A 20,239-nucleotide genomic window follows, 5' to 3' on the forward strand; every position below is an offset into this window, starting at 1 on the left:
TGGGGCGGGGGGTGTGGGGGGGGTTTTGGGGGGGGGGGGGTTTTGGGGGGGGGGGGTGGGGGGGGGGGGGGGGGGGGGGGGGGGGGGGGGGGCCCCCCGGGGCGGGGCGCCACCACCGTCGCGGGGGTCAGTGCTCCCCGTGTTCGCCCGGCTCCGCGGCGGTGACCAGCTCGGTCAGCACGCCGCCGCAGTCCTTGGGGTGCAGGAAGGTGATCCGCGAACCCATCGAGCCGATCCGCGGCTGCTCGTACAGCACCCGGATGCCCTTGGCGCGGATGTCCTCCGAGTCACCGTCCACGTCGGCGGTGCCGAAGGCGATGTGGTGCACGCCCTCGCCGTTCTTCTCCATCCACTTGCCGACCGCCGAGTCCGGGCGGGTGGGCTCCAGCAGCTGGAGGTACGAGGCACCGCCGTCGCCGGTGTCGTTGATCTTGAGCATGGCCTCCCGGACGCCCTGCTCCTCGTTGACCTCGGAGTGGAACACCTCGAAGCCGTAGGTTGCGCGGTAGAACTCGACGGTCTTGTCGAGGTCTCGGCAGGCGATGCCGATGTGGTCGATGCGGGTCAGCACGACGGTCCTCCGGGGCCGTAGGCAGCAAAGTGGCCCCCAGTGCATCGCATGCCCGCCGACCGCGCCAGTGCCGCAGGTGCGAGCCTGCTCACACGCCGTCGGTTCACCCGCACCGTTCCGGCACGGTGTTGACTGGATGGTGCCAGTGCGCTCGATCACACCGTTGCTCCGGTGACGCGCGGGTAGCAGGTCAGTACATTGAGCGCATCCTCAACCTGGCCACGACGTGCGAAGGGGCCCGTCCCATGACCAACACCACCTCTGTGATCGTTGCCGGGGCGCGGACCCCGATGGGCCGCCTGCTCGGCTCGCTCAAGGGCTTCTCCGGCGCCGAGCTCGGCGGCGTCGCGATCAAGGCCGCGCTGGAGCGCGCCGGCATCACCGGCGAGCAGGTCCAGTACGTGATCATGGGCCAGGTGCTGCAGGCCGGTGCCGGCCAGATCCCGGCCCGCCAGGCGGCCGTCAAGGCCGGCATCCCGATGAACGTCCCGGCGCTGACCATCAACAAGGTCTGCCTCTCCGGCCTCGACGCCATCGCGCTGGCCGACCAGCTGATCCGCGCCGGCGAGTTCGACATCGTGGTGGCCGGCGGCCAGGAGTCCATGACCAACGCCCCGCACCTGCTGCCCAAGTCCCGCGAGGGCTTCAAGTACGGCGCGATCGCGATGCTCGACTCGATGGCCCACGACGGCCTGACCGACGCCTACGAGAACATCCCGATGGGCGAGTCCACCGAGAAGCACAACACCCGCCTCGGCATCTCCCGCGAGGTCCAGGACGAGATCGCCGCCGCCTCGCACCAGCGCGCCGCCAAGGCCCAGGCGGACGGCATCTTCGACGCCGAGATCACCCCCGTCGCGATCCCGCAGCGCAAGGGCGAGCCGGTCCTCTTCAGCCAGGACGAGGGCATCCGCGCCGACACCACCGTCGAGGGCCTCGGCAAGCTGCGCCCCGCCTTCGCCAAGGACGGCACCATCACCGCCGGCACCTCCTCGCAGATCTCGGACGGCGCCGCCGCCGTGGTCGTGATGAGCAAGGCCAAGGCCGAGGAGCTGGGCCTCAGCTGGATCGCCGAGATCGGCGCGCACGGCAACGTCGCCGGCCCGGACAACTCGCTGCAGTCGCAGCCGTCCAACGCGATCAAGCACGCGCTGGCCAAGGAGGGCCTGGAGGTCGCCGACCTCGACCTGATCGAGATCAACGAGGCCTTCGCCGCCGTCGCCCACCAGTCCAGCAAGGACCTCGGGGTCTCCGCGGACATCGTCAACGTCAACGGCGGCGCGATCGCGCTCGGCCACCCGATCGGCATGTCCGGCGCCCGCGTGGTGCTGCACCTGGCGCTGGAGCTGCAGCGCCGCGGCGGCGGCGTCGGCGCGGCCGCGCTGTGCGGCGGTGGCGGCCAGGGCGACGCGCTGATCGTGCGGGTCCCCAAGGCCTGATCGCCGCTCTGACCTGATCTTCGGGGCTGCGGACCGCCACAAGTGGTCCGCAGCCCCTTCGGGCCTGGCCCCTCGGCATCCGCAAGGAGATCCCCATGATCGATGTCGCCACGCTGGTCGAGCAGGCCCGGGAGGGCCGGCCGCGGGCGGTCGCCCGGCTGATCACGCTGGTCGAGAACGCAGCGCCGCAGCTGCGGGAGGCGATGGCCGCGCTCGCGCCGTACACCGGGCGGGCGTACACGGTGGGCCTGACCGGCTCGCCCGGGGTGGGCAAGTCCACCTCCACCTCCGCCCTGGTGTCCGCCTACCGGCGGCTCGGCAAGCGCGTCGGCGTGCTGGCCGTCGATCCGTCCTCGCCGTTCTCCGGCGGCGCGCTGCTCGGCGACCGGGTCCGGATGCAGGACCACGCCACCGACCCCGAGGTGTTCATCCGCTCGATGGCCACCCGCGGCCACCTCGGCGGGCTGTCCTGGGCGGCGCCGCAGGCGCTGCGGGTGCTGGACGCGGCCGGCTGCGACGTGATCCTGGTCGAGACCGTGGGCGTCGGCCAGTCCGAGGTCGAGATCGCCGGCCAGGCGGACACCGCCGTGGTGCTGCTCGCCCCCGGGATGGGCGACGGCATCCAGGCCGCCAAGGCGGGCATCCTGGAGATCGGCGACGTCTTCGTCGTCAACAAGGCCGACCGGGACGGCGCCGACGCCACCGCCCGCGAGCTCAACCACATGCTGGGCCTCGGCGAGGCCCGCGAGGCGGGCGACTGGCGGCCGCCGATCGTCAAGACCGTCGCGGCCCGCGGCGAGGGCGTCGACGAGGTCGTCGAGGCGCTGGAGAAGCACCGCGCCTGGCTGGAGGAGCACGGCGAGCTCGCCGCGCGCCGCCGCCGCCGGGCCGCCGCCGAGATCGAGGCGATCGCGCTCGCCGAACTGCGCTCCCGCATCGGCGACCTGAGCGGTGACCGGCACCTGGCCGCCCTCGCCGACCGCGTCGCCGAGGGCGCCCTGGACCCGTACGGCGCGGCCGACGAGCTCGTCGCCGGCCTCACCGAGGCCTGACCCGCCCGGCACGCCCGCGCGCGGGAAGTCGGCCGGACCGACTTCCCGCGCGCAGGTGATCTAGGAGCGGCCGCGGAGGTTGCGGAGGTGGTCGGCCACGGGGGCCAGGGCCTCGTACATGGCTTCCAGCTGCTCCGGGGTGAAGCGGTCGATGAAGTGGGCCCGGACGCTGCGCACGTGGTCGGGGGCGACCCGCTGCATGGTCTCCCAGCCCTCGTCGGTGAGGTGGGCGTAGAGGCCGCGGCGGTCGCCGGGGCACTCCTGGCGCAGGACCAGGCCGGCGCTCTCCATCCGGGTGATCTGGTGGGAGAGGCGGCTCTTCGACTGCAGGGTGGCGGTCGCGAGGTCGGTCATCCGCATCCGGCGCTCGGGGGCCTCGGAGAGGACGACCAGGATCTCGTAGTCGTTGATGGCCAGGTTGTGGGGCTGGAGTTCGCGGCTGAGCTGGTAGTCCAGCAGCTTGGCGACCTCCAGATGGGCGCGCCACATCCGCTGCTCCCTGGCGGTCAGCCAGGGAGTCCCCTCCTCGGGCTGCGACGGAGGGGTGTCCGCAGTGTCGATCGTGTGCGTATCCATGGGTCCTAGCATAGCCGATTTAGTTAAATATTGTACAAATTTACAGGCCGAAACGTCGCCCGAGGTCGCCCAGGTTACCGAGCCCCGGGGTGTTCGGGTTGCCGCCGCCGTGGCCCGGTTGGGCCGGGACGCCGCCCATCGGGACGCCCGCCTCGGCCTCGACCACGCCGACCGAGCGCTCGGCCAGCAGTTTCTCGCTGGACTGCAGCAGTACCTGCCCGGCGCCGATGAACTCGAACTGGTGCTCCTCGCCGGAGGCCCCGCCGATGCCGGTCAGCCGCCGCAGGCCCCCGACCACCCCGTGCAGGTACGCGTGGTCGTAGTGGTGGCACGGCGCCGGGCAGTCCGCCCAGCCGACCAGGGCCTGCGGGTCCACCCGGATCGGCGGCTCCACGAAGTGCACCGGCCCGTTGGACGCGGCGACGAAGCGGCCGGTGCCGAGCAGGGTCAGGAAGCCCGGGATGATCGACTGCTTGAGCCGCAGCGTGGGGTCGAAGGCCAGCAGGTTGCCGGAGCGGACGGTCAGGTTGCCGTCCTCCAGGTCGTAGGAGTTCAGGTCGAAGGACCGGTCGGCCAGCAGCAGCTTGCCGCGGCCCTGGGCGACCACCCAGTCCGCCGCGTGCATCGGGGAGTTGAAGTGCATCCCGAGCGCGCGGTCGACCAGGCCGGCGCCGACGCCGCGGAAGGTGATGTCGCCGTAGTAGGCGATCATCTTGCCCTTCTGCAGGAAGTACGACCCGTTCAGCTCCACCGAGAAGGCGTACGGGTTGACGTTGTCGTTGACCGGCAGGGTGTACGCGTCGTGCACCACCGGGCCGTCGAACCCCGCCGGGGCGTACGGCGGTTGCAGGTCCACGCGGGTGGGCTCGGCCGGCCCCGGGTAGCCCTGCGGCGGCCCGTACCCGGGCGGTGCGGGCGGCACGGGCGGGACGGCGAAGCCGGGCTGGGTCGGCTGGTCGTACGGCGACTGCGGCCCGCCGTACGGCGGCTGCGGCGGGTAGGACATCAGAGCTTCTCCTCGCTCGCCTGGACGTACACCGTGCCCTGGCCGGACAGCTCCAGCTGGAACGCCTCGCCCGAGCCCCGGCCGATCATCTCGCGCCAGCCGATCGCGGTGGACAGCTTGTTGCGCACCTCGCCGCGGTGCCCCACGTACGCCTGCGGGTCGACGTGCACCGGCTGCCCGGGCGTGATCGGCAGCTCGAAGACGCCGCCGTGCGCCAGCACCGCGGCCGAGCCGTGCCCCTCCAGCCTGGTGGTGAACAGGCCCTGTCCGGAGACCTGACCGCGGACCATGCCCATCACCCCGCCCTGCGAGCCGAGGAACACGGTGGACTGCCGCAGCGTGCCGTCGAAGGCGAGCAGCCGGTCCGACTCGACGAACAGGGCGTCGCCGGTGAGGTCGACGACGTGCACATGGTGGCCGCCGTGGCCGAACATCACCCGGCCCTCGCCCTCGACGGTCATCAGCGGGGTGTCCTCGTTGGCGACCCGGCGGCCGATCATCGACATCACGCCGCCCTGCCCGCCGGTGATGCTCGGGGTGAACCGGACGTCCCCGCTGTACGCGAGCATCGCGCCGCGCTGGCTGAACAGCTGCTGCCCGGGCACGACACGGGCCTCGACCATCTTGCCGTTGATCCTGGCGAAGGCCATCAGACGTCGCCCCCGAGGGTGGTCTTCTCGGAGGGCTGGACGTACACCAGGCCCTCGCCGGTGAACTCGACCTGGACGGCCTCGCCGCCGCCCTCGCCGATCACCGTCGTCCAGCCCGCGCCGGACTTCAGGCTGCGCTGCAGGTCGCCGGTGTGCGCGACGTAGGCGCCCGGGTCGACCCGCAGCGGCATGTCCTTGCCGACCCGCAGGACGACGGCCGGCCCGTTGGAGGTGACGGCGGCCCAGCCGTGGCCCTCGACCTTGGTGGTGAACAGGCCGTTGCCGGAGGACATGCCGTTCAGCCCGGTGAAGCTGGTGCCGGTGTGCAGCGAGGCCTCGGTGCAGAGCAGGTTGTCCGCCTCGACGTACAGCGCCCGGCCGTCGAGGCGGACCAGGTTGATCTCGGTGGCCTGGTCGGCGAAGTAGCAGGTGCCCTGCCCCTTCACCTCCATGACGGTCATCTTCTCGCCGGTCAGGCGGCGGGTGACCATGCCGCGCAGGCCGTCCCCGCCGCCGGTCAGCTTCTTGAAGGTCATCTGCCCGGTGTAGGCGACCATCGCGCCGTGCCGGGCCTTGACGGCGTCGCCGGTCAACTCGACCGCGAGCACTCGTGATCCCTGGAGTCTGAACTGTGCCACGGCCGCAATCCAACCATCGCGGCCGTGGCACGGGGAGGGGGCGGGGCCGGACCGCTACCCGGCCGGTACGAGTCCGGTACGCGCGCGCCGGTCAGGTGCGCGCGTGCGCCCCGTGGCCGTGACCGGGGTGCGGGACGGTGCCGGCGGCCTCTTCGACCTCCAGCAGGGAGGCCGAGTGGCGCTCCGCCTCGAAGGCCACCACGCCGCCGCGCAGCCCGAACAGGCGCTTGGAGAGCATGATCCACAGCACCGCCGCGATGTTCAGCAGCAGGGTGCAGACCTTCACCGCGCTGACGTGCTCGTGCAGCTCGTAGCCCTCCAGCGGCAGGAAGGCGGCGGTGGCGACCACCGTCAGGTACTCCGCCCAGCGCTTGTTCAGCCAGAGGCCGACCGCCTCGACGATCTCGATCAGCGCGTACGCCACCAGGGCGCCGGCGACGATCAGCAGGGTGCTCTTCTTGTAGTCGAAGGTCTTGCGGATCGTCTCGACGATCGGCGCGTGTTCGAGGTCCCAGTGGAAGTGGTCGGTGACCGGCTTGAAGACCGTGAGGTTCTCGTCGAAGACCCGGTGCACCGCGTCCTGGCTGTTGGAGAACTTCCAGACGCCCCACGCGATCAGGATGATGATGACGCCGCGCAGCACCCGCTCGACGGCCAGGAAGCGCAGGATGAAGAGGTCCCGCAGGGCCTTGCCGCGCGGTACCAGCGGGGCGTTCTGCGCCGGGCCGGAGCCGTGCGGGGCGCCGAGGGCGAAGTCGCCGCAGCGCAGGCAGCGCCAGGCGTCGCCGACCGCGGTGGCCGCGTGCAGCCGGGCGGCCAGCTCGGGCTCGGTCGGCTTGTAGGTGATGTGCCCGCGCTTGGCGCAGGTCCTGCGGTCCCAGTCCCGCTTGAACATCGGTGTGACTCCCCCGTGGTGCGATGCCTCGCGCGCCCGGATCGGTGGGCGCGCGGGCAGCAGGATAGGGGGTACGGGCGGTGCGGCGCCGCACGCCGCCGCGTTCTGGGGCGCGGCTGTGACATCGGGCACGGTGGCCACCCCCGGCCCGGGGCCCGGACGTGTGCTCGGAGATAATGGCCGGAAAGGCTTGTGAGTCGCTTCACAAGCGTGCCCACGCCTCCGACCCCCGTATTGAGGTAGTCATCGTGAACAGCAGCGCCGTCCACCGCCTGCGCCTGATCTCCGCCCCCGAGGGGATCTCCTTCGTCCTGCTGCTGATCTGCACCGCGCTGAAGTACACCACCAGCTTCAACGCCGTCCCGGTCATGGGCCCGCTCCACGGGACGCTGTTCCTCGTCTACGTGGTGTTCTGGATCCAGGCCTGGCAGAAGCAGAAGTGGGACAGCAAGCGCGGCATCCTGCTGTTCGTCCTCTCGGTGGTGCCGTTCGGCGGCATCTACACCGAGAAGACCCTCGCCCAGGAGGAGCGCGGCGAGCTCGCCCCGAAGCCGGAGACCGTCACCGTCTGACGCGGTTCCCGCGCGGACGTCCGACAGGCTGCCGCGGCCTCCTCTCCCAAAGGGCCGCGGCAGCCTGCCGTCTTTCCGGGATGGCTAGTTGACGTTGACCCCGCTCCAGGCCGCGGCCACCGCCTTGTACTCGGTGCTGGTGGCGCCGTACAGGTCGCTCGCCGCCTTCAGGGTCGCCGTGCGGGCGGCCTTGTAGTTGGTGGTGGAGGTGAAGTAGACGGTCAGCGCGCGGTACCAGACCGCGGCGGCCTTGGCCCGGCCGATGCCGGTCACCTTGGAGCCGTTGGAGGTCGGGCTGTTGTAGTTGTAGCCGTTGATGGTCTTCGCGCCGCTGCCCTCGGACAGCAGGTAGAAGAAGTGGTTGGCCACGCCCGAGGAGTAGTGGACGTCCAGGTTGCCGACGCCGGAGTACCAGGAGTCCGCGGACTTGCCGTCCAGCGAGGGCTTGTCCATGTAGCGCAGCGGCTTGCCGTTGCCGAAGATGTTGAGCTTCTCGCCGATCAGGTAGTTCGGCGGGTTGGCCGGCAGGTTGGCGTACCACTCGACCATGGTGCCGAAGATGTCCGAGGTGGCCTCGTTGAGGCCGCCGGACTCGCCGGAGTAGTTGAGGCCGGCGGTGGCGGAGGTGACGCCGTGGGTCATCTCGTGGCCGGAGACGTCGATGGCGGTGAGCGGGTGGGTGTTGCTCGCGCCGTCGCCGTACGTCATGCAGAAGCAGGAGTCGTCCCAGAACGCGTTGACGTAGTTGGAGCCGTAGTGGACCCGGCTCGCGGCGCCGACGCCGTTGTTCTTGATGCCGTTGCGGCCGAAGGTGCTCTTGTAGAAGTCCCAGGTCGCCGCGGCGCCGTACTGGGCGTCCACCGCGGCGGACTGGCGGTTGGAGACCAGGCCGTTGCCCCAGCTGTTGCTGGTGCTGGTGAAGAGCGAGCCGCTGCCCGAGGTGGCGCCCTTCAGGTCGGTGGTGGACTGGTTGCCCCGGCCGGCGTCCTTGAGCGAGTACGTCGAGCCGCTCTGGGTGGTGGTCAGCGGGACGGTGCCGACGTTGACGCCCTTGCCGGTGCCGGCCGCGGCCTGGATCTCCTCGTGGGTGGAGAGCAGCGCGCCCGTGGTGGCGTCGGTGACGACCTGCTGGCGGCTCGGGGTGCCGTCCGCGCGCTCGCCGCGCACCACCGTGCGGTGGGCCAGGCGCGGGGTGCCGTCCGCCGCCCAGACCACCAGCTCGGCGGCGTCGGAGCCGTCGACCCGGGTGAGCGCGGCCTCGTCCTCGTCCTCGTCGGCGGCCGAGCCGATCGTCGCGCGGACGGCGGCGGCGGCCTTCTCACCGGCCTGGTTCGCGGCCAGGCCGGGGGTGAGGGTCGGCAGTGCCAGCCGGCCGTCGAAGGCCCGGTCGACGGAGGCCACCGAGCCGTCCGCGCGCTGGTGGACGACCAGGTCGCCGCCGATCACCGGGAGGCCGGCGTAGGTCCGCTCGTACCGCAGGTGCCTGGTGCCGTCGCGGTCCGCCACCGCGTCCTTGGCCACCAGCCGCTCCTGGCCGGCCAGGCCCAGGGACTGGGCGAGCGGGGTGCTCTGCCCGGCGGCGAGGCTCAGCAGGGCGGCCTGCTGCTGCTCGGGGCCCGGGGCGGCGGCCTGGGCGGTGGGGACGGCGGCGATCTGGATGACGCCGGCCAGCAGGGCGGTGGCGGAGAGTACGGCTCCGGCCGTCAGCTTTCGCTTCACGTACGGGGGTTCCTTCCGGGAGACCCGCGAGTGCGCGCGGGCGCGCCGCGTACCGGGGCACCGGGCTTGGCGCCGTTGGGGCGGTAGGGCGCGGACGGGCGGCTCCCGTGCGGCTGCTGACGCTCCGCCGGTGGGTGGGGCGGCGGGGTGTCGACGGGAGCTTGGTCATAAGCATGACAATCGGCGACAGGAAAGGACAGGTCGCGACCGGGGATTGGCCGGGAACCGCCAGCGCCGGTACGGGTGGTTCGGGTGCGCCCTCATGCCCGGTACGGGCGGTTCGTCCCCGCTGGCGGGACTCCGCCAGCCGGGCCGCCTCGACGGGCCGCCTCGACGGGCCGTGCGGGCGGCCCGGTGGGCGGGGGAGCGGCCGGCCGGGGGATGGGTGGACGCCCGGGGCCGGCCCTCCACGGCGGGGCCCCGGGCGTCCTGACTGCGGTGCGGTGGACGTCAGTTGACGTTGACGCCGCTCCACGCGGCGGCGACCGCGTTGTACTCGGCGCTGCTCGCGCCGTACAGGTCCGCCGCGGCCTTCAGGGTGCCGGTGCGGGCGCCCGCGTAGTTGGTGGTCGAGGTGAAGTACACGGTCAGCGCGCGGTACCAGATCTGCGCGGCCTTGTCCCGGCCGATGCCGGTCACCGTCGAGCCGTTGGAGGTCGGGCTGTTGTAGCTGAACCCGTTGATGGTCTTCGCGCCGCTGCCCTCGGACAGCAGGTAGAAGAAGTGGTTGGCGACGCCCGAGGAGTAGTGGACGTCCAGGTTGCCGACGCCGGAGTACCAGGAGTCGGCCGAGCCGCCGTCGTTGGAGGGCTTGTCCATGTAGCGCAGCGGCGTGCCGTCGCCGTTCAGGTTGATCAGCTCGCCGATCCAGTAGTTCGGCGGGTTCTTGGGCAGGTTGGCGTAGAACTCGACCATCGTGCCGAGGATGTCCGAGGTGGCCTCGTTGAGGCCGCCGGACTCGCCGGAGTAGTTGAGGCCGGCGGTGGCGGAGGTGACGCCGTGGCTCATCTCGTGGCCCGCCACGTCGATCTCGGTGAGCGGGTGGGTGTTGCTCGCGCCGTCGCCGTACGACATGCAGAAGCAGGTGTCGCTCCAGAACGCGTTGACGTAGGAGGAGCCGTAGTGCACCCGGCTGGTCGCGCCGACACCGTCGTTCTTGATGCCGTTGCGGCCGAAGGTGTTCTTGTAGAAGTCCCAGGTGGCCGCCGCGCCGTACTGGGCGTCCACCGCGGCGGACTCGCCGTTGGAGACCAGGCCGTTGCCCCAGGTGTTGGTGGTCTTGGCGTACAGCGTGCCCGAACCGGAGGTGCGGTTCTTCATGGTGACGGTCGACTGGCCGCCGCGGCTGGCGTCCTTCAGCGAGTAGCCGGTGCTGGACTGGGTGGTGGTCAGCGGGACGGTGCCGACGAAGACGCCGGTGCCGGTGCCGGCCGCGGTCTGCACCTGCTCGTGGGTGGAGAGCACCTCGCCGGTCGCCGCGTCGGTGACCAGCAGCTGGCTGCTCGGGGTGCCGTCGGCACGCTCGCCCTCGACCGTCGTCCGGTAGGCCAGGCGCGGGTTGCCGTCGCTCGCCCAGACCACCAGCTCGGCCTTGCCGGTCTGGTGCACGGCCTTGATCGGGGACTCGTCCTTGTCGGCGGTGATGCCCACGGTCGCCTGGACGGCGCCGGTGGCCTGGGCGGCGGCCTTGTCGGCGGGGATCTGCGGGGTGAGGCTCGGCAGGCTCAGCTGCGCGCCGACGGCCTTGTCGACGGAGGCCACGGTGCCCGCGGAGCTCTGGTGGACGACCAGGTCGCCGCCGAGCACCGGCAGGCCGGCGTAGGTGCGCTCGAAGCGCAGGTGCTTGGTGCCGTCGCGGTCCACGACCGCGTCCTTGGCCACGAGTTGCTCCTGGCCGCCCAGCTTCAGGGCCTTGGCCAGCGGACCCGACTGCCCGCCGGCCAGCGCGAGCGCGGCGGCGTGCTGCTCGGCGGCCTGCGGCTGCGGCTGCGGCTGCGGCGCGCCGAGCGGGCTGGCCTGGGCGGCGCCGCTCGCACCGACGACGCCGGTGAGCAGGGCGGTGGCGGAGAGTACGGCGACTGCTGCGAGCTTTCGCTTCACGGACGAGTCCTTCCGGGAAACCGCGGTTGGGCGCGGTCGCGCCGCGTCCCGGGGGCCGGGGTCGGCTCCTGAGGGGCGGGACGGGCACTGACGTGCAGGACCCCGTACGGCCGAGGGGCAGACCACCGGTGGGTGGGGGTGGTGGCTGCCTTGCGGGGTTGGCGGAAATCATCGCGACCAGGCAAACGGAATGACAGGTCTTGCTCATGAATTGGCCAAGTCCCGCCAGAGCCGCGGAATGTGAACGGGCGGACGAACCGGGGCGAACCGCCCCGTCTTTCAGCGGGTTACCCGGTGAACCGGTGCCTGGTAGTGCGACGTTGTCCGGATCTGCGGTCAACGACCGCCCGCCGTCCGGCGGTTGGCGCGGGTTCACGCTCCCGCAACGTCCTGGTCCGGACCTGACCGCCCGATTGGCGGGTTCCCGCCACGTGCCGCGCTTGTCCAGCATCAGGACGGCTGGTAGCACGCGTACCGTCCGCCGGTACGGTTAGGAGGTGGCCAAGCCCCTCGCACTCGACTTCGACCCGATCGCCCGCGCCGACGAGCTGTGGACCCGCCGCTGGGGCGGCGTCCCCTCGATGGCGGCGATCACCTCGATCATGCGCGCGCACCAGATCCTGCTCTCCCGGGTCGACGCCGTGCTCAAGCCGTACGGGCTGACCTTCGCCCGGTACGAGGCGCTGGTGCTGCTGACCTTCAGCCGGACCGGCGAGCTGTCGCTGTCCAAGATCGGCGAGCGGCTGATGGTCCACCCGACGAGCGTCACCAACACCGTCGACCGGCTGGAGCGGGCCGGCCTGGTCGCCCGCCGCCCCAACCCGCTGGACGGCCGCGGGGTGCTCGCGGCGATCACCGGGCGCGGCCGCGAGGTCGTCGAGGAGGCCACCCGGGAGCTGATGGCGATGGAGTTCGGGCTGGAGGAGTACGGCCCCGAGCAGTGCCGCCAGGTGTTCGAGCTGCTCAGGCCGCTGCGGGTGGCCGCCGGCGACTTCACCGATCCGGGTGAGGGGGCTGCGAAGGGGAGGCCGTGAGGGCGGTTACCCTCGATGCCATGAAGCAGAGTGTGCTGACCCGCTACCGGGCCATGGCGTATGTCACCGGTGTCCTCCTCGTGCTGCTGACCGCCGGCGTGATCGCCAAGTACGTGCTCGACATCGACGGCGCGTCCGGCTTCACGACCGGGGTGGGCATCGCGCACGGCTGGCTGTACGTGGTGTACCTGGTGTTCGCCTTCGACCTGGGGACCAAGGCCAAGTGGCCGGTCGGCAAGCTGGCCTGGGTGCTGCTGGCCGGCGTCGTGCCGACCGCCGCCTTCTTCGTCGAGCGCCGGGTGTCGCGCGAGGTCGCGCCGCTGATCGAGGCCCCGGAGCCGGTCGGCGCCTGAGCCGCCGCCGGTCCGGAGCTTCCGAGAGCGCCCCTCCCCGATCGCGGGAGGGGCGCTCCCGGCATTTCGTGCGGGGATCCATCGACAAGTAGTAGGACGTCCGAGTAAATTAGTAGGACGTCCTATAACTGTGCCGCCCGGTGCCGTGGCGGCCGCACGGAGCGGAGTTCGGGGTCATGGACGCCGAGGAGATCGAGCGCGGACGCCAGCGCTGGCAGGACCGGTACGACAAGGCCCGCAAGCGGGACGCGGACTTCACCACCCTCTCCGGTGACGAGGTCGAGCCGGTGTACGGGCCGGCCCCCGGGCAGGCCGTGGAGGGCTTCGAGCGGATCGGCTGGCCGGGCGAGTACCCCTTCACCCGCGGCCTCCACCCCACCGGCTACCGCGGCCGGACGTGGACCATCCGCCAGTTCGCCGGCTTCGGCAACGCGCAGCAGACCAACGAGCGCTACCGGATGATCCTGGAGGCGGGCGGCGGCGGCCTCTCGGTCGCCTTCGACATGCCCACCCTGATGGGGTACGACTCGGACGACGCCAAGTCGCTCGGCGAGGTCGGCCACTGCGGTGTGGCCATCGACTCGGCCGCCGACATGGAGGTGCTGTTCGACGGCATCCCGCTCGGCGAGGTCACCACCTCGATGACGATCAGCGGCCCGGCCGTCCCGATCTTCTGCATGTACCTCGTCGCCGCCGAGCGCCAGGGCGTCGACCCGGGGGTGCTCAACGGCACCCTGCAGACGGACATCTTCAAGGAGTACATCGCGCAGAAGGAGTGGCTCTTCGCCCCCGAGCCGCACCTGCGCCTGATCGGCGACCTGATGGAGCACTGCGCCCAGGGCATCCCGGCGTACAAGCCGCTGTCCGTCTCCGGCTACCACATCCGCGAGGCCGGGGCGACGGCCGCGCAGGAGCTGGCGTACACCCTCGCGGACGGCTTCGCCTACGTCGAGCTGGGCCTGTCCCGCGGCCTGGACGTGGACGTCTTCGCGCCCGGCCTGTCCTTCTTCTTCGACGCGCACCTCGACTTCTTCGAGGAGATCGCCAAGTTCCGCGCCGCGCGCCGGATCTGGGCCCGCTGGATGCGCGACCGCTTCGGCGCCAAGACCGACAAGGCGCAGTGGCTGCGCTTCCACACCCAGACCGCCGGCGTCTCGCTCACCGCGCAGCAGCCGTACAACAACGTGGTGCGCACCGCCGTCGAGGCGCTCAGCGCGGTGCTCGGCGGCACCAACTCGCTGCACACCAACGCGCTGGACGAGACCCTGGCGCTGCCCTCCGAGCAGGCCGCCGAGATCGCCCTGCGCACCCAGCAGGTGCTGATGGAGGAGACCGGCGTCACCAACGTGGCCGACCCGCTGGGCGGTTCCTGGTACGTCGAGGCGCTGACCGACCGGATCGAGCAGCAGGCCGAGGCGATCTTCCAGCGGATCCTGGACAAGGGCCGCGAGGACCACGAGATCGGTCCGATCACCTCCGGCATCCTGCGCGGCATCGAGGAGGGCTGGTTCACCGGCGAGATCGCCGAGGCCGCCTTCCAGTACCAGCAGGGCGTGGAGAAGGGCGAGAAGCGCGTGGTCGGCGTCAACTGCCACCCGCGCAGCGTCACCCCCGAGCTGGAGATCCTGCGGGTCAGCCACGAGGTCGAGCGCGAGCAGGTGCGGGTGCTGCGCGAGCGCAAGGCGGCCCGCGACGAGGCGGCGGTGAAGGCCGGGCTGGACGCCATGCTGGCGGCCGCGCGCTCGGGCGAGTCGATGATCCCGCCGATGCTGGACGCGGTGCGGGCCGAGGCGACGCTCGGCGAGATCTGCAACGCGCTGCGGGCGGAGTGGGGGACGTACCAGGAGAACGCGGCGTTCTGAGGCGGTAGCACCGCCCGGGGCCGCAGGACCGCGGAGCCGCCGTACGGGACACCCGTACGGCGGCTCCGCCGTGCCCGTCAGCCGATCGTGAGCGAGCCCAGCAGCAGGTCGGTGAAGCGGCTGATCCACTCGGGGGTGATCGGCTCGCCGCTGACCAGCACGCGGTGCTCGACCGTGCCGGCGACGATGTCGAAGATGATGTCGATCTCCGCGCGGGCCGTCTCGTGGTCGGCGTCCGGGGCGAGTTCGCCGCGGGCCTGGGCGGCGGCCCGGCCCTGCCGGACGAGGCGCTTCTGCGGGTCGACGATGGCCTCGCGGATGCGGCGGCGCAGCTGGCGGTCCCGGGTGCCCTCGGCGAACAGCGCGAGCAGCGCGGCCTGGGTCTCGGGGCGGGCCAGCAGGTCGGCGAACTGGGCCACCACGGCCTCGATGTCGGCGCGCAGGCTGCCCAGGTCGGGCATCTCCAGTTCGTCGAACAGGCTGGCGACGGCGTCGACCACGAGTTCGTTCTTGGACGGCCAGCGGCGGTAGAGGGTGGTCTTGGCGACCTTGGCGCGGGTCGCGACGTGGCCCATGGTCAGGCCGCCCCAGCCGAGTTCGGCCAGGGCCTCGCGGGTGGCGTCGAGGATCGCGAGGTCGGCGGCGGCGCTGCGCGGACGGCCCTTGGCCCGGGACGTGCCGGTCGCCTCGGGGGCGGCGGCCGCGGGACCGGTCACCCCGGGGGCGGTGGTCAGCGGGCTCGCGGGGGGCTGGGCGGCCGGCACCGGGCCTCCTTGCGCTTTACTGGTAAGTAACTTGGGTGGGGCTGGTAACGGTAGCGACTGTTCGCCCGTTCGGGCAGCCGCGTGGCCCGGGAAAGTGGGGCAGGTCACGTCCCCGAACCACCGGTGGGGCTTGCGGCCGGGGCCCCGGATCCAGTTACGCTACGACTCGTAGCGAAAGCAGTGACGACCAGGCGCCGCGACCCGTGGGACGGGAACGGCGCGGGCGGGGGTGGGGACCCTCGCCGAACGGTTCAGGCTACCGGGGAACGGGCGACCTGTACGGGAACCCGCACCGCGCAGCCCGCGCGGGGCCGACTTTCCGGAGGTTGGTGCCCGCGAGCAGCGCGGACGGGGGAGGATGGTGCCATGCAGCCACGGAATTCGCGTCCCAACAGCTCCGCCCTGCGCGGTGCGGTCGACCTCGCCGCAGTGAAGGCAGCCGGCGAGGCTGCCCAGAAGGCCGAGCAGGCCCGGGCCGAGCGGGCCCGGCAGGTCGCCGCCGCCGAGGCGGACGGCATCGCCGCCCCCGCCGTCGCCTACCAGCTCGTCATCGACGTCACCGAGGACACCTTCGAGACCGAGGTCGTCCAGCGCTCGACCGAGGTGCCGGTCGTCATCGACTTCTGGGCCGAGTGGTGCGGCCCCTGCAAGCAGCTCAGCCCGGTCCTGGAGGGCCTGGCCGAGGAGTACGCCGGCCGCTTCGTGCTCGCCAAGATCGACGTCGACGCGAACCAGCTGATCGCCCAGCAGTTCGGGATCCAGGGCATCCCGGCCGTGATGGCCGTGGTGGCCGGCCAGCTGGTGCCGCTGTTCCAGGGCGCGGAGAGCGCGGCCAACGTCCGCAAGGTGCTGGACCAGCTGCTGCTGGTCGCCGAGCAGCGCTTCGGCATCGTCGGCGGCGCCGTCGCCCCGGGCGAGGGCGGCCCGGCAGCCGCCCCGCAGCGGCCCGAGGACCCGGCGCTGGCCGCCGCGCACGACGCGCTGGACCGCGGCGACCTGGGCGGCGCCGTCCAGGCGTACCAGAACGTGCTGGCCGAGCAGCCCGGCAACACCGAGGCGAAGCTGGGCCTGGCGCAGGCCCAACTGCTGCGCCGGGTCGAGGCCCTGGACCCGCAGGAGGTCCGGGCGACGGCCGCGGCCGCGCCGAAGGACGTCGAGGCGCAGCTGCGGGCGGCCGACCTGGACCTGGTGGGCGGTCACGTCGAGGACGCCTTCGGGCGCCTGGTGGACACCGTGGGACGGACCTTCGGCGAGGACCGGGACACCGCCCGGGTCCGCCTGCTGGAGCTGTTCGAGGTGATCGGCCCGGAGGACCCGCGGGTCACGGCGGCCCGTTCGGCGCTGGCCCGGGTGCTGTTCTGAGCCCGTCCGAGCCCGGTGACCGGCAGTGACCGGCGTGGCGTCTGGCACGGTGGGTGACCTGCGGTGTCGTTGGGTGATTTGACGACAATCGCGTCAACCGGACACAGGTTTATCAAATCTTGATTTCACCCGAGGGTGGTCACGTTCAGTGACCACCCTCGGGTGTTTCGCTGGTGTTTCCGGGGGATTTCGTCGGCGGGGGTTCTGTGAAGCGTCACGCAGGGTGCAGATGGCCGTCGTTCCATGATCGACGCCACCGGATGTTGCATTACCCGTCAGTAAGCAACCCCTTGTGCTTCGCCCGGGATTCAAGCACGATCGGCCACGCCCGGTCCCAGACTCCACACCCTCCGACAGCCGGTCGGCGACGCGGAGTTCGGGAACCCCACCGGGTGCTCCGCCGGCCCACGGCCGGCGGCAGGGAGGGCAGGGGGGTATCCGCGGTCCCACGGCGGTTCCTGCCTTCGACCGGCCGCGCGGCCCTGCGCGGTCGCTGGTTGTCGCTCGGGGGTGATCGCCGAATTGTCGCCGGTCCGGCCCGCCGTCCCACCAGGACGGTCGGCGCAAGGACGGGAGTGCCGCCGTACTCAGGTTGCTCCCGGGGCCGACGACGCCCAAGGCGCTCTCCGCTACCGAGGACGTAGCTCTCTCCCATCCCAGGCCCCCACCGGCGCGGGACGCGCCGCCGGGAGCCGGAGATGTACGTCCTAGAAGGAGGACTCGCATGTCCAAGACCTACGGCAAGACCCGCTGGAAGCGCTTCGCCCTGGTGATGGTGCCGAGCGTCGCGGCCACCGCGATGGTCGGCGTCTCGATCGCCAACAGTGCGCTCGCCGCTTCGTTCAGCATTTCCGGCCAGCAGTTCAAGGTCAGCACCGACCAGCTGCACGGCACCAACTTCGCCCAGTTCGGCTCGGTCGACATCGAGGCGAACGGCAAGCCGCACCCGGTCGCCGTCTCGGCCTTCGACCACGCCGAGATCACCAACCTGTGCCAGTCGGTGGTGACCGACCTTTCCGCGTTCGGTCTGGGCAAGATCACCCTCCAGCTGCACGCCGGCACCGAGGCGGGCAAGCCCGTCCAGGCCGACAACCTGCTGATCGACCTGGAGCAGCTGAAGGCGGACGCGACCTTCACCGACATCAACATCGGCCAGGACGCCTCCACCCTCTCCGGCTCGGCCACCCAGGGCTGGACCCCGCACCCGGGCGTCACCAAGGCGGGCGGCGGCGCCGGCCTGCCCTCCGGTGCGACCGGCTTCGCCCAGGCCGCCAAGAAGGCCGACCTGAGCGGCGTTCAGCAGACGGCGCGGGCCACCTCGGCCGGCACCTTCAAGCTGAACGGCCTGAGCCTCTCGCTGAAGAGCGGCGACGGCGCGGGCAACGAGTGCTTCTGAGCCTCGCCTGACGGCGCGCCGCCCGGCTCGGCCGGGTGACGGGTCCTGGGGCCGGAGGCGGCGGGCGACCGCCGCCCCCGGCCACCCCCCTTTTTTTGTTCCAACCTCGTAGCGACGCCGAGGAGTTACACCATGTCCAGCGCAACGGTCGAGACGCGGCCCGGCCATCAGAACCCGATCGGGTGGCTCTGGCGGCACTGGCGTGACTTCCGCCGCACCAGGCCCTACTGGGGCGGCAAGCTGGCCATGATCGCCGGCGTCCCGATCCTCTACTTCCCGTACGCGCACCTGTCGCTCGGCGGCATGACGATCGCGATGTCCACCACGGCCGGCGCCGGCTCGCTGATCATCGGGGTCCTGATGATCATCCTCGGCCTGACCGCCTGGTTCCAGCCGGCCGTCCGGGTCTTCGCCGGCATCGCGACCATCCTGCTGACGTTGGTGTCCATCCCGGTCTCCAACCTGGCGGGCTTCGGCATGGCGCTGCTGCCCGGGCTGATCGGCGGCGGGCTGATGGTCTCCTGGGCGCCGCTGCCGGAGCCGAAGGCCGAGACGGCGGCCAAGGGGCGGCGCGGACGCCAGGCCCGGAAGGCGGAGGCCGCCGCGGCCCCGAACGCCGTCGCCCAGAGCGTCGCCGCCGAGCCGGCTGCCGAGCCGGCCGCCGCGACCGGGACCGCGGCCGCGGCTGCCACCGAGGCGCCCACCGCGAAGCTGCCCGCCCAGGCCGAGCCGCGCGAGCCCGCCGCCGAGGCGTCGGCCGTGACCGGGGACCAGGGGGAGACGCGGTGACCGGGCCGGCCGAGCAACCGGACGGCGCGGACGCCCCCGCGCGCAGGGCCGGCCGGCACGCCGCGCCGCGCACCCCGGTACGGGCCCGCCTGCGCGGCCGGGCGCTGGCGATGGCCGCGGTGCCGACCGCGCTGCTGATGGCCGCCGCCTACACGCCCAACCCGGCGGTCGCCGAGGCCGCGGCGAGCAAGTGCGGGACGGCCCCCGCCTCGGTGCCGGACGTCGCGCCGGTCGAGACGCCCGTCCCGAAGAGCGAGCTGCCCGCGCCGCCGCCCGGCCCGTCCACGGCGCCCACCGGCGGCCCGACCTCGCTGCCCGGCCAGACGCCCACCCAGACGCCCACCCAGGTGCCGACCCAGGTGCCGAGCGGGCCGGCCCAGCAGCCGACCTCGCCGGTCAGGACGCCGCCCGTGCAGACGCCGGCCACCCAGCCGCCCGCCGTCCGCTCCGCCGACACCGGCGGCTCGGGCGCGGTGAGCGCGGTCTACCAGGGCGGCGGCACGGGCACCGGCACGGCCAGTCAGGCCGGCCTGATCGACGACATCGTCGGCGGCATCACCCACCTGCTGGACCCGGGGAGTTCGGCCGGCCCCTCGCCGAGCGCCAAGCCGGGGACGACCGCTCCCGCTCCCGCGCCCGCTCCCGCGCCGGCCACCACCCCGGCCCCGGCCGCCCCCGCGCCGCGGGCCGGCACCCAGGCCCAGCCCGCCCAGCCGCAGCAGGCCCCGGCGGCCGGTGACCAGGAGGCCGCAGCCGTCGCGCCCGCCGCGCCCGCCGCCACGCCCTCCGCGGGCCCGAGCGGGAAGGCGGCGCCGAAGCCCGCCGCCGGTGCCACGCCGAGCGCAGGTGCCTCCGGCGCGCCCGCCGCCACGCCGTCCGGCTCACCCACCGCGACGCCGACCGCCGACCCCAACTGCGCGGTGGACGCCCGCGGTCTGACCGCCGGCAAGGCCGCGACCGGGGACGTCGTGCCGCTGCAGAACTGGACGCTGCAGACCAGCCGGCTCGGCCTGCACGGCGCGGCCTTCCACGGCGTCTACGACGTGCGGACCCCGACCGGCACCAAGCGGGTGCTGAAGTTCGTGGTGAACAGCGTCGACATCGAGAACCTCGACATGTCGACTCTGGAGGGCAACGGCGTCACCTTCCACGTGCAGGGCGGCCCGGGTACCACGTCGACCATGCGCAACGGCCCGGTGACCATGTACGTGGAGCGGCTGTCCGGCCACCTCTCCAAGGTGCTCGGCCTGCCGATCCCGATCGACCTGGGCGAGATCACCCTCACCCCGGACACCCTGCCGCGCTGGCTCTACGACCTGATCGGCTCCATCCCGATCCCGCTGGAGCTGGAGCTGACCCAGGTCACCGCCAAGCAGGCCGGCCAGTTCGGCGGCACCCTGCACATCCCGGGGATGCACCTGTTCAACGACGACGCGCCCTACAGCGACAAGTAGCCCGCGA

General features: G+C 72.4%; 19 protein-coding genes. 10 read left to right on the forward strand and 9 right to left on the reverse strand.

The window, feature by feature from the left end:
• Positions 1-127: 127 nt before the first annotated feature.
• Complete coding sequence (gene mce, locus ACPC54_RS17505) at positions 128-571, reverse strand: methylmalonyl-CoA epimerase (RefSeq protein WP_498965687.1); 444 nt, start codon at positions 569-571, stop codon at positions 128-130.
• A gap of 245 nt (positions 572-816) precedes the next feature.
• Here mce and ACPC54_RS17510 point away from each other — a divergent pair, with 245 nt between their 5' ends.
• A complete protein-coding gene (locus ACPC54_RS17510; RefSeq protein ID WP_498965688.1) occupies positions 817-2,010 on the forward strand; it encodes an acetyl-CoA C-acetyltransferase in 1,194 nt (397 codons plus the stop codon).
• A 95-nt stretch (positions 2,011-2,105) separates the two neighbouring features.
• Positions 2,106-3,062, forward strand: coding sequence for a methylmalonyl Co-A mutase-associated GTPase MeaB (meaB, locus tag ACPC54_RS17515; protein WP_498965689.1), 957 nt, complete (start codon positions 2,106-2,108; stop codon positions 3,060-3,062).
• Positions 3,063-3,122: 60 nt separating this feature from the next.
• Here the strand turns inward: meaB and ACPC54_RS17520 are convergent, their stop codons facing one another.
• The 5 genes from ACPC54_RS17520 to ACPC54_RS17540 form a co-directional block, all read right to left on the reverse strand.
• Positions 3,123-3,638, reverse strand: coding sequence for a MarR family winged helix-turn-helix transcriptional regulator (locus tag ACPC54_RS17520; RefSeq protein WP_498965690.1), 516 nt, complete (start codon positions 3,636-3,638; stop codon positions 3,123-3,125).
• A gap of 40 nt (positions 3,639-3,678) precedes the next feature.
• The gene (locus tag ACPC54_RS17525) at positions 3,679-4,644 is read right to left on the reverse strand and encodes an AIM24 family protein (RefSeq protein WP_498965691.1); all 966 of its coding nucleotides are present in this window, start codon (positions 4,642-4,644) and stop codon (positions 3,679-3,681) included.
• Entirely contained in the window at positions 4,644-5,294 is a 651-nt protein-coding gene (locus ACPC54_RS17530) for an AIM24 family protein (protein WP_498965692.1), read from the reverse strand. The genes ACPC54_RS17525 and ACPC54_RS17530 overlap by 1 nt, the downstream gene beginning before the upstream one ends.
• Positions 5,294-5,932, reverse strand: a complete 639-nt coding sequence (locus ACPC54_RS17535) for an AIM24 family protein (protein WP_498965693.1) — start codon at positions 5,930-5,932, stop codon at positions 5,294-5,296. The genes ACPC54_RS17530 and ACPC54_RS17535 overlap by 1 nt, the downstream gene beginning before the upstream one ends.
• Before the next feature lie 91 nt (positions 5,933-6,023).
• The gene (locus ACPC54_RS17540; RefSeq protein WP_498965694.1) at positions 6,024-6,827 is read right to left on the reverse strand and encodes a DUF2127 domain-containing protein; all 804 of its coding nucleotides are present in this window, start codon (positions 6,825-6,827) and stop codon (positions 6,024-6,026) included.
• A gap of 248 nt (positions 6,828-7,075) precedes the next feature.
• Here ACPC54_RS17540 and ACPC54_RS17545 point away from each other — a divergent pair, with 248 nt between their 5' ends.
• On the forward strand, positions 7,076-7,399 hold the full coding sequence (locus ACPC54_RS17545) for a DUF3817 domain-containing protein (RefSeq protein WP_498965695.1): 324 nt from the start codon (positions 7,076-7,078) through the stop codon (positions 7,397-7,399).
• Between the two features lie 84 nt (positions 7,400-7,483).
• Here ACPC54_RS17545 and ACPC54_RS17550 read toward each other — a convergent pair whose 3' ends face one another.
• Together ACPC54_RS17550 and ACPC54_RS17555 are read right to left on the reverse strand one after the other, a co-directional pair.
• Complete coding sequence (locus ACPC54_RS17550) at positions 7,484-9,118, reverse strand: M4 family metallopeptidase (protein ID WP_498965696.1); 1,635 nt, start codon at positions 9,116-9,118, stop codon at positions 7,484-7,486.
• Between the two features lie 450 nt (positions 9,119-9,568).
• Positions 9,569-11,218, reverse strand: coding sequence for a M4 family metallopeptidase (locus tag ACPC54_RS17555; protein WP_498965697.1), 1,650 nt, complete (start codon positions 11,216-11,218; stop codon positions 9,569-9,571).
• Between the two features lie 497 nt (positions 11,219-11,715).
• On the opposite strand from ACPC54_RS17555, the gene ACPC54_RS17560 reads away from it, so the two are divergent.
• The 3 genes from ACPC54_RS17560 (at position 11,716) to icmA (ending at position 14,467) form a co-directional block, all read left to right on the forward strand.
• Positions 11,716-12,252 carry a MarR family winged helix-turn-helix transcriptional regulator gene (locus ACPC54_RS17560; RefSeq protein ID WP_498965698.1) on the forward strand — a complete coding sequence of 179 codons (537 nt, stop codon included), beginning with the start codon at positions 11,716-11,718 and terminating at the stop codon, positions 12,250-12,252.
• Positions 12,253-12,272: 20 nt separating this feature from the next.
• Complete coding sequence (locus ACPC54_RS17565; RefSeq protein WP_498965699.1) at positions 12,273-12,605, forward strand: DUF3817 domain-containing protein; 333 nt, start codon at positions 12,273-12,275, stop codon at positions 12,603-12,605.
• A gap of 176 nt (positions 12,606-12,781) precedes the next feature.
• Complete coding sequence (icmA, locus tag ACPC54_RS17570) at positions 12,782-14,467, forward strand: coenzyme B12-dependent isobutyryl-CoA mutase large subunit (protein ID WP_498965700.1); 1,686 nt, start codon at positions 12,782-12,784, stop codon at positions 14,465-14,467.
• A gap of 77 nt (positions 14,468-14,544) precedes the next feature.
• On the opposite strand, the gene ACPC54_RS17575 is transcribed toward icmA, so the two are convergent.
• Positions 14,545-15,183: a TetR/AcrR family transcriptional regulator gene (locus tag ACPC54_RS17575; protein ID WP_498965850.1), complete on the reverse strand. Its 639-nt coding sequence runs from the start codon at positions 15,181-15,183 to the stop codon at positions 14,545-14,547.
• 414 nt (positions 15,184-15,597) lie between these two features.
• Here ACPC54_RS17575 and ACPC54_RS17580 point away from each other — a divergent pair, with 414 nt between their 5' ends.
• From ACPC54_RS17580 to ACPC54_RS17595, 4 genes are all read left to right on the forward strand, one after another.
• Positions 15,598-16,593, forward strand: a complete 996-nt coding sequence (locus tag ACPC54_RS17580) for a tetratricopeptide repeat protein (RefSeq protein WP_498965701.1) — start codon at positions 15,598-15,600, stop codon at positions 16,591-16,593.
• A gap of 724 nt (positions 16,594-17,317) precedes the next feature.
• Entirely contained in the window at positions 17,318-17,989 is a 672-nt protein-coding gene (locus ACPC54_RS17585; protein ID WP_498965702.1) for a DUF6230 family protein, read from the forward strand.
• 132 nt (positions 17,990-18,121) lie between these two features.
• On the forward strand, positions 18,122-18,778 hold the full coding sequence (locus tag ACPC54_RS17590) for a DUF6114 domain-containing protein (RefSeq protein ID WP_498965703.1): 657 nt from the start codon (positions 18,122-18,124) through the stop codon (positions 18,776-18,778).
• Positions 18,775-20,232 carry a hypothetical protein gene (locus ACPC54_RS17595; RefSeq protein WP_498965704.1) on the forward strand — a complete coding sequence of 486 codons (1,458 nt, stop codon included), beginning with the start codon at positions 18,775-18,777 and terminating at the stop codon, positions 20,230-20,232. The genes ACPC54_RS17590 and ACPC54_RS17595 overlap by 4 nt, the downstream gene beginning before the upstream one ends.
• The last annotated feature ends 7 nt before the right edge of the window (positions 20,233-20,239 follow it).

This window comes from Kitasatospora sp. NPDC094028, from assembly GCF_049543595.1.
In the GTDB taxonomy this organism is placed as follows: Bacteria; Actinomycetota; Actinomycetes; order Streptomycetales; family Streptomycetaceae; genus Kitasatospora.

Bases quoted from the DNA above. Each gene is read 5' to 3' on its own strand.
- ACPC54_RS17580 (WP_498965701.1), top strand. From the start codon at position 15,598: ATGCAGCCACGGAATTCGCGTCCCAACAGCTCCGCCCTGCGCGGTGCG.
- ACPC54_RS17585 (WP_498965702.1), top strand. From the start codon at position 17,318: ATGTCCAAGACCTACGGCAAGACCCGCTGGAAGCGCTTCGCCCTGGTG.
- ACPC54_RS17540 (WP_498965694.1), bottom strand. From the start codon at position 6,827: ATGTTCAAGCGGGACTGGGACCGCAGGACCTGCGCCAAGCGCGGGCAC.
- ACPC54_RS17525 (WP_498965691.1), bottom strand. From the start codon at position 4,644: ATGTCCTACCCGCCGCAGCCGCCGTACGGCGGGCCGCAGTCGCCGTAC.
- ACPC54_RS17565 (WP_498965699.1), top strand. From the start codon at position 12,273: ATGAAGCAGAGTGTGCTGACCCGCTACCGGGCCATGGCGTATGTCACC.
- icmA (WP_498965700.1), top strand. From the start codon at position 12,782: ATGGACGCCGAGGAGATCGAGCGCGGACGCCAGCGCTGGCAGGACCGG.
- ACPC54_RS17530 (WP_498965692.1), bottom strand. From the start codon at position 5,294: ATGGCCTTCGCCAGGATCAACGGCAAGATGGTCGAGGCCCGTGTCGTG.
- ACPC54_RS17520 (WP_498965690.1), bottom strand. From the start codon at position 3,638: ATGGATACGCACACGATCGACACTGCGGACACCCCTCCGTCGCAGCCC.
- meaB (WP_498965689.1), top strand. From the start codon at position 2,106: ATGATCGATGTCGCCACGCTGGTCGAGCAGGCCCGGGAGGGCCGGCCG.
- ACPC54_RS17590 (WP_498965703.1), top strand. From the start codon at position 18,122: ATGTCCAGCGCAACGGTCGAGACGCGGCCCGGCCATCAGAACCCGATC.
- ACPC54_RS17510 (WP_498965688.1), top strand. From the start codon at position 817: ATGACCAACACCACCTCTGTGATCGTTGCCGGGGCGCGGACCCCGATG.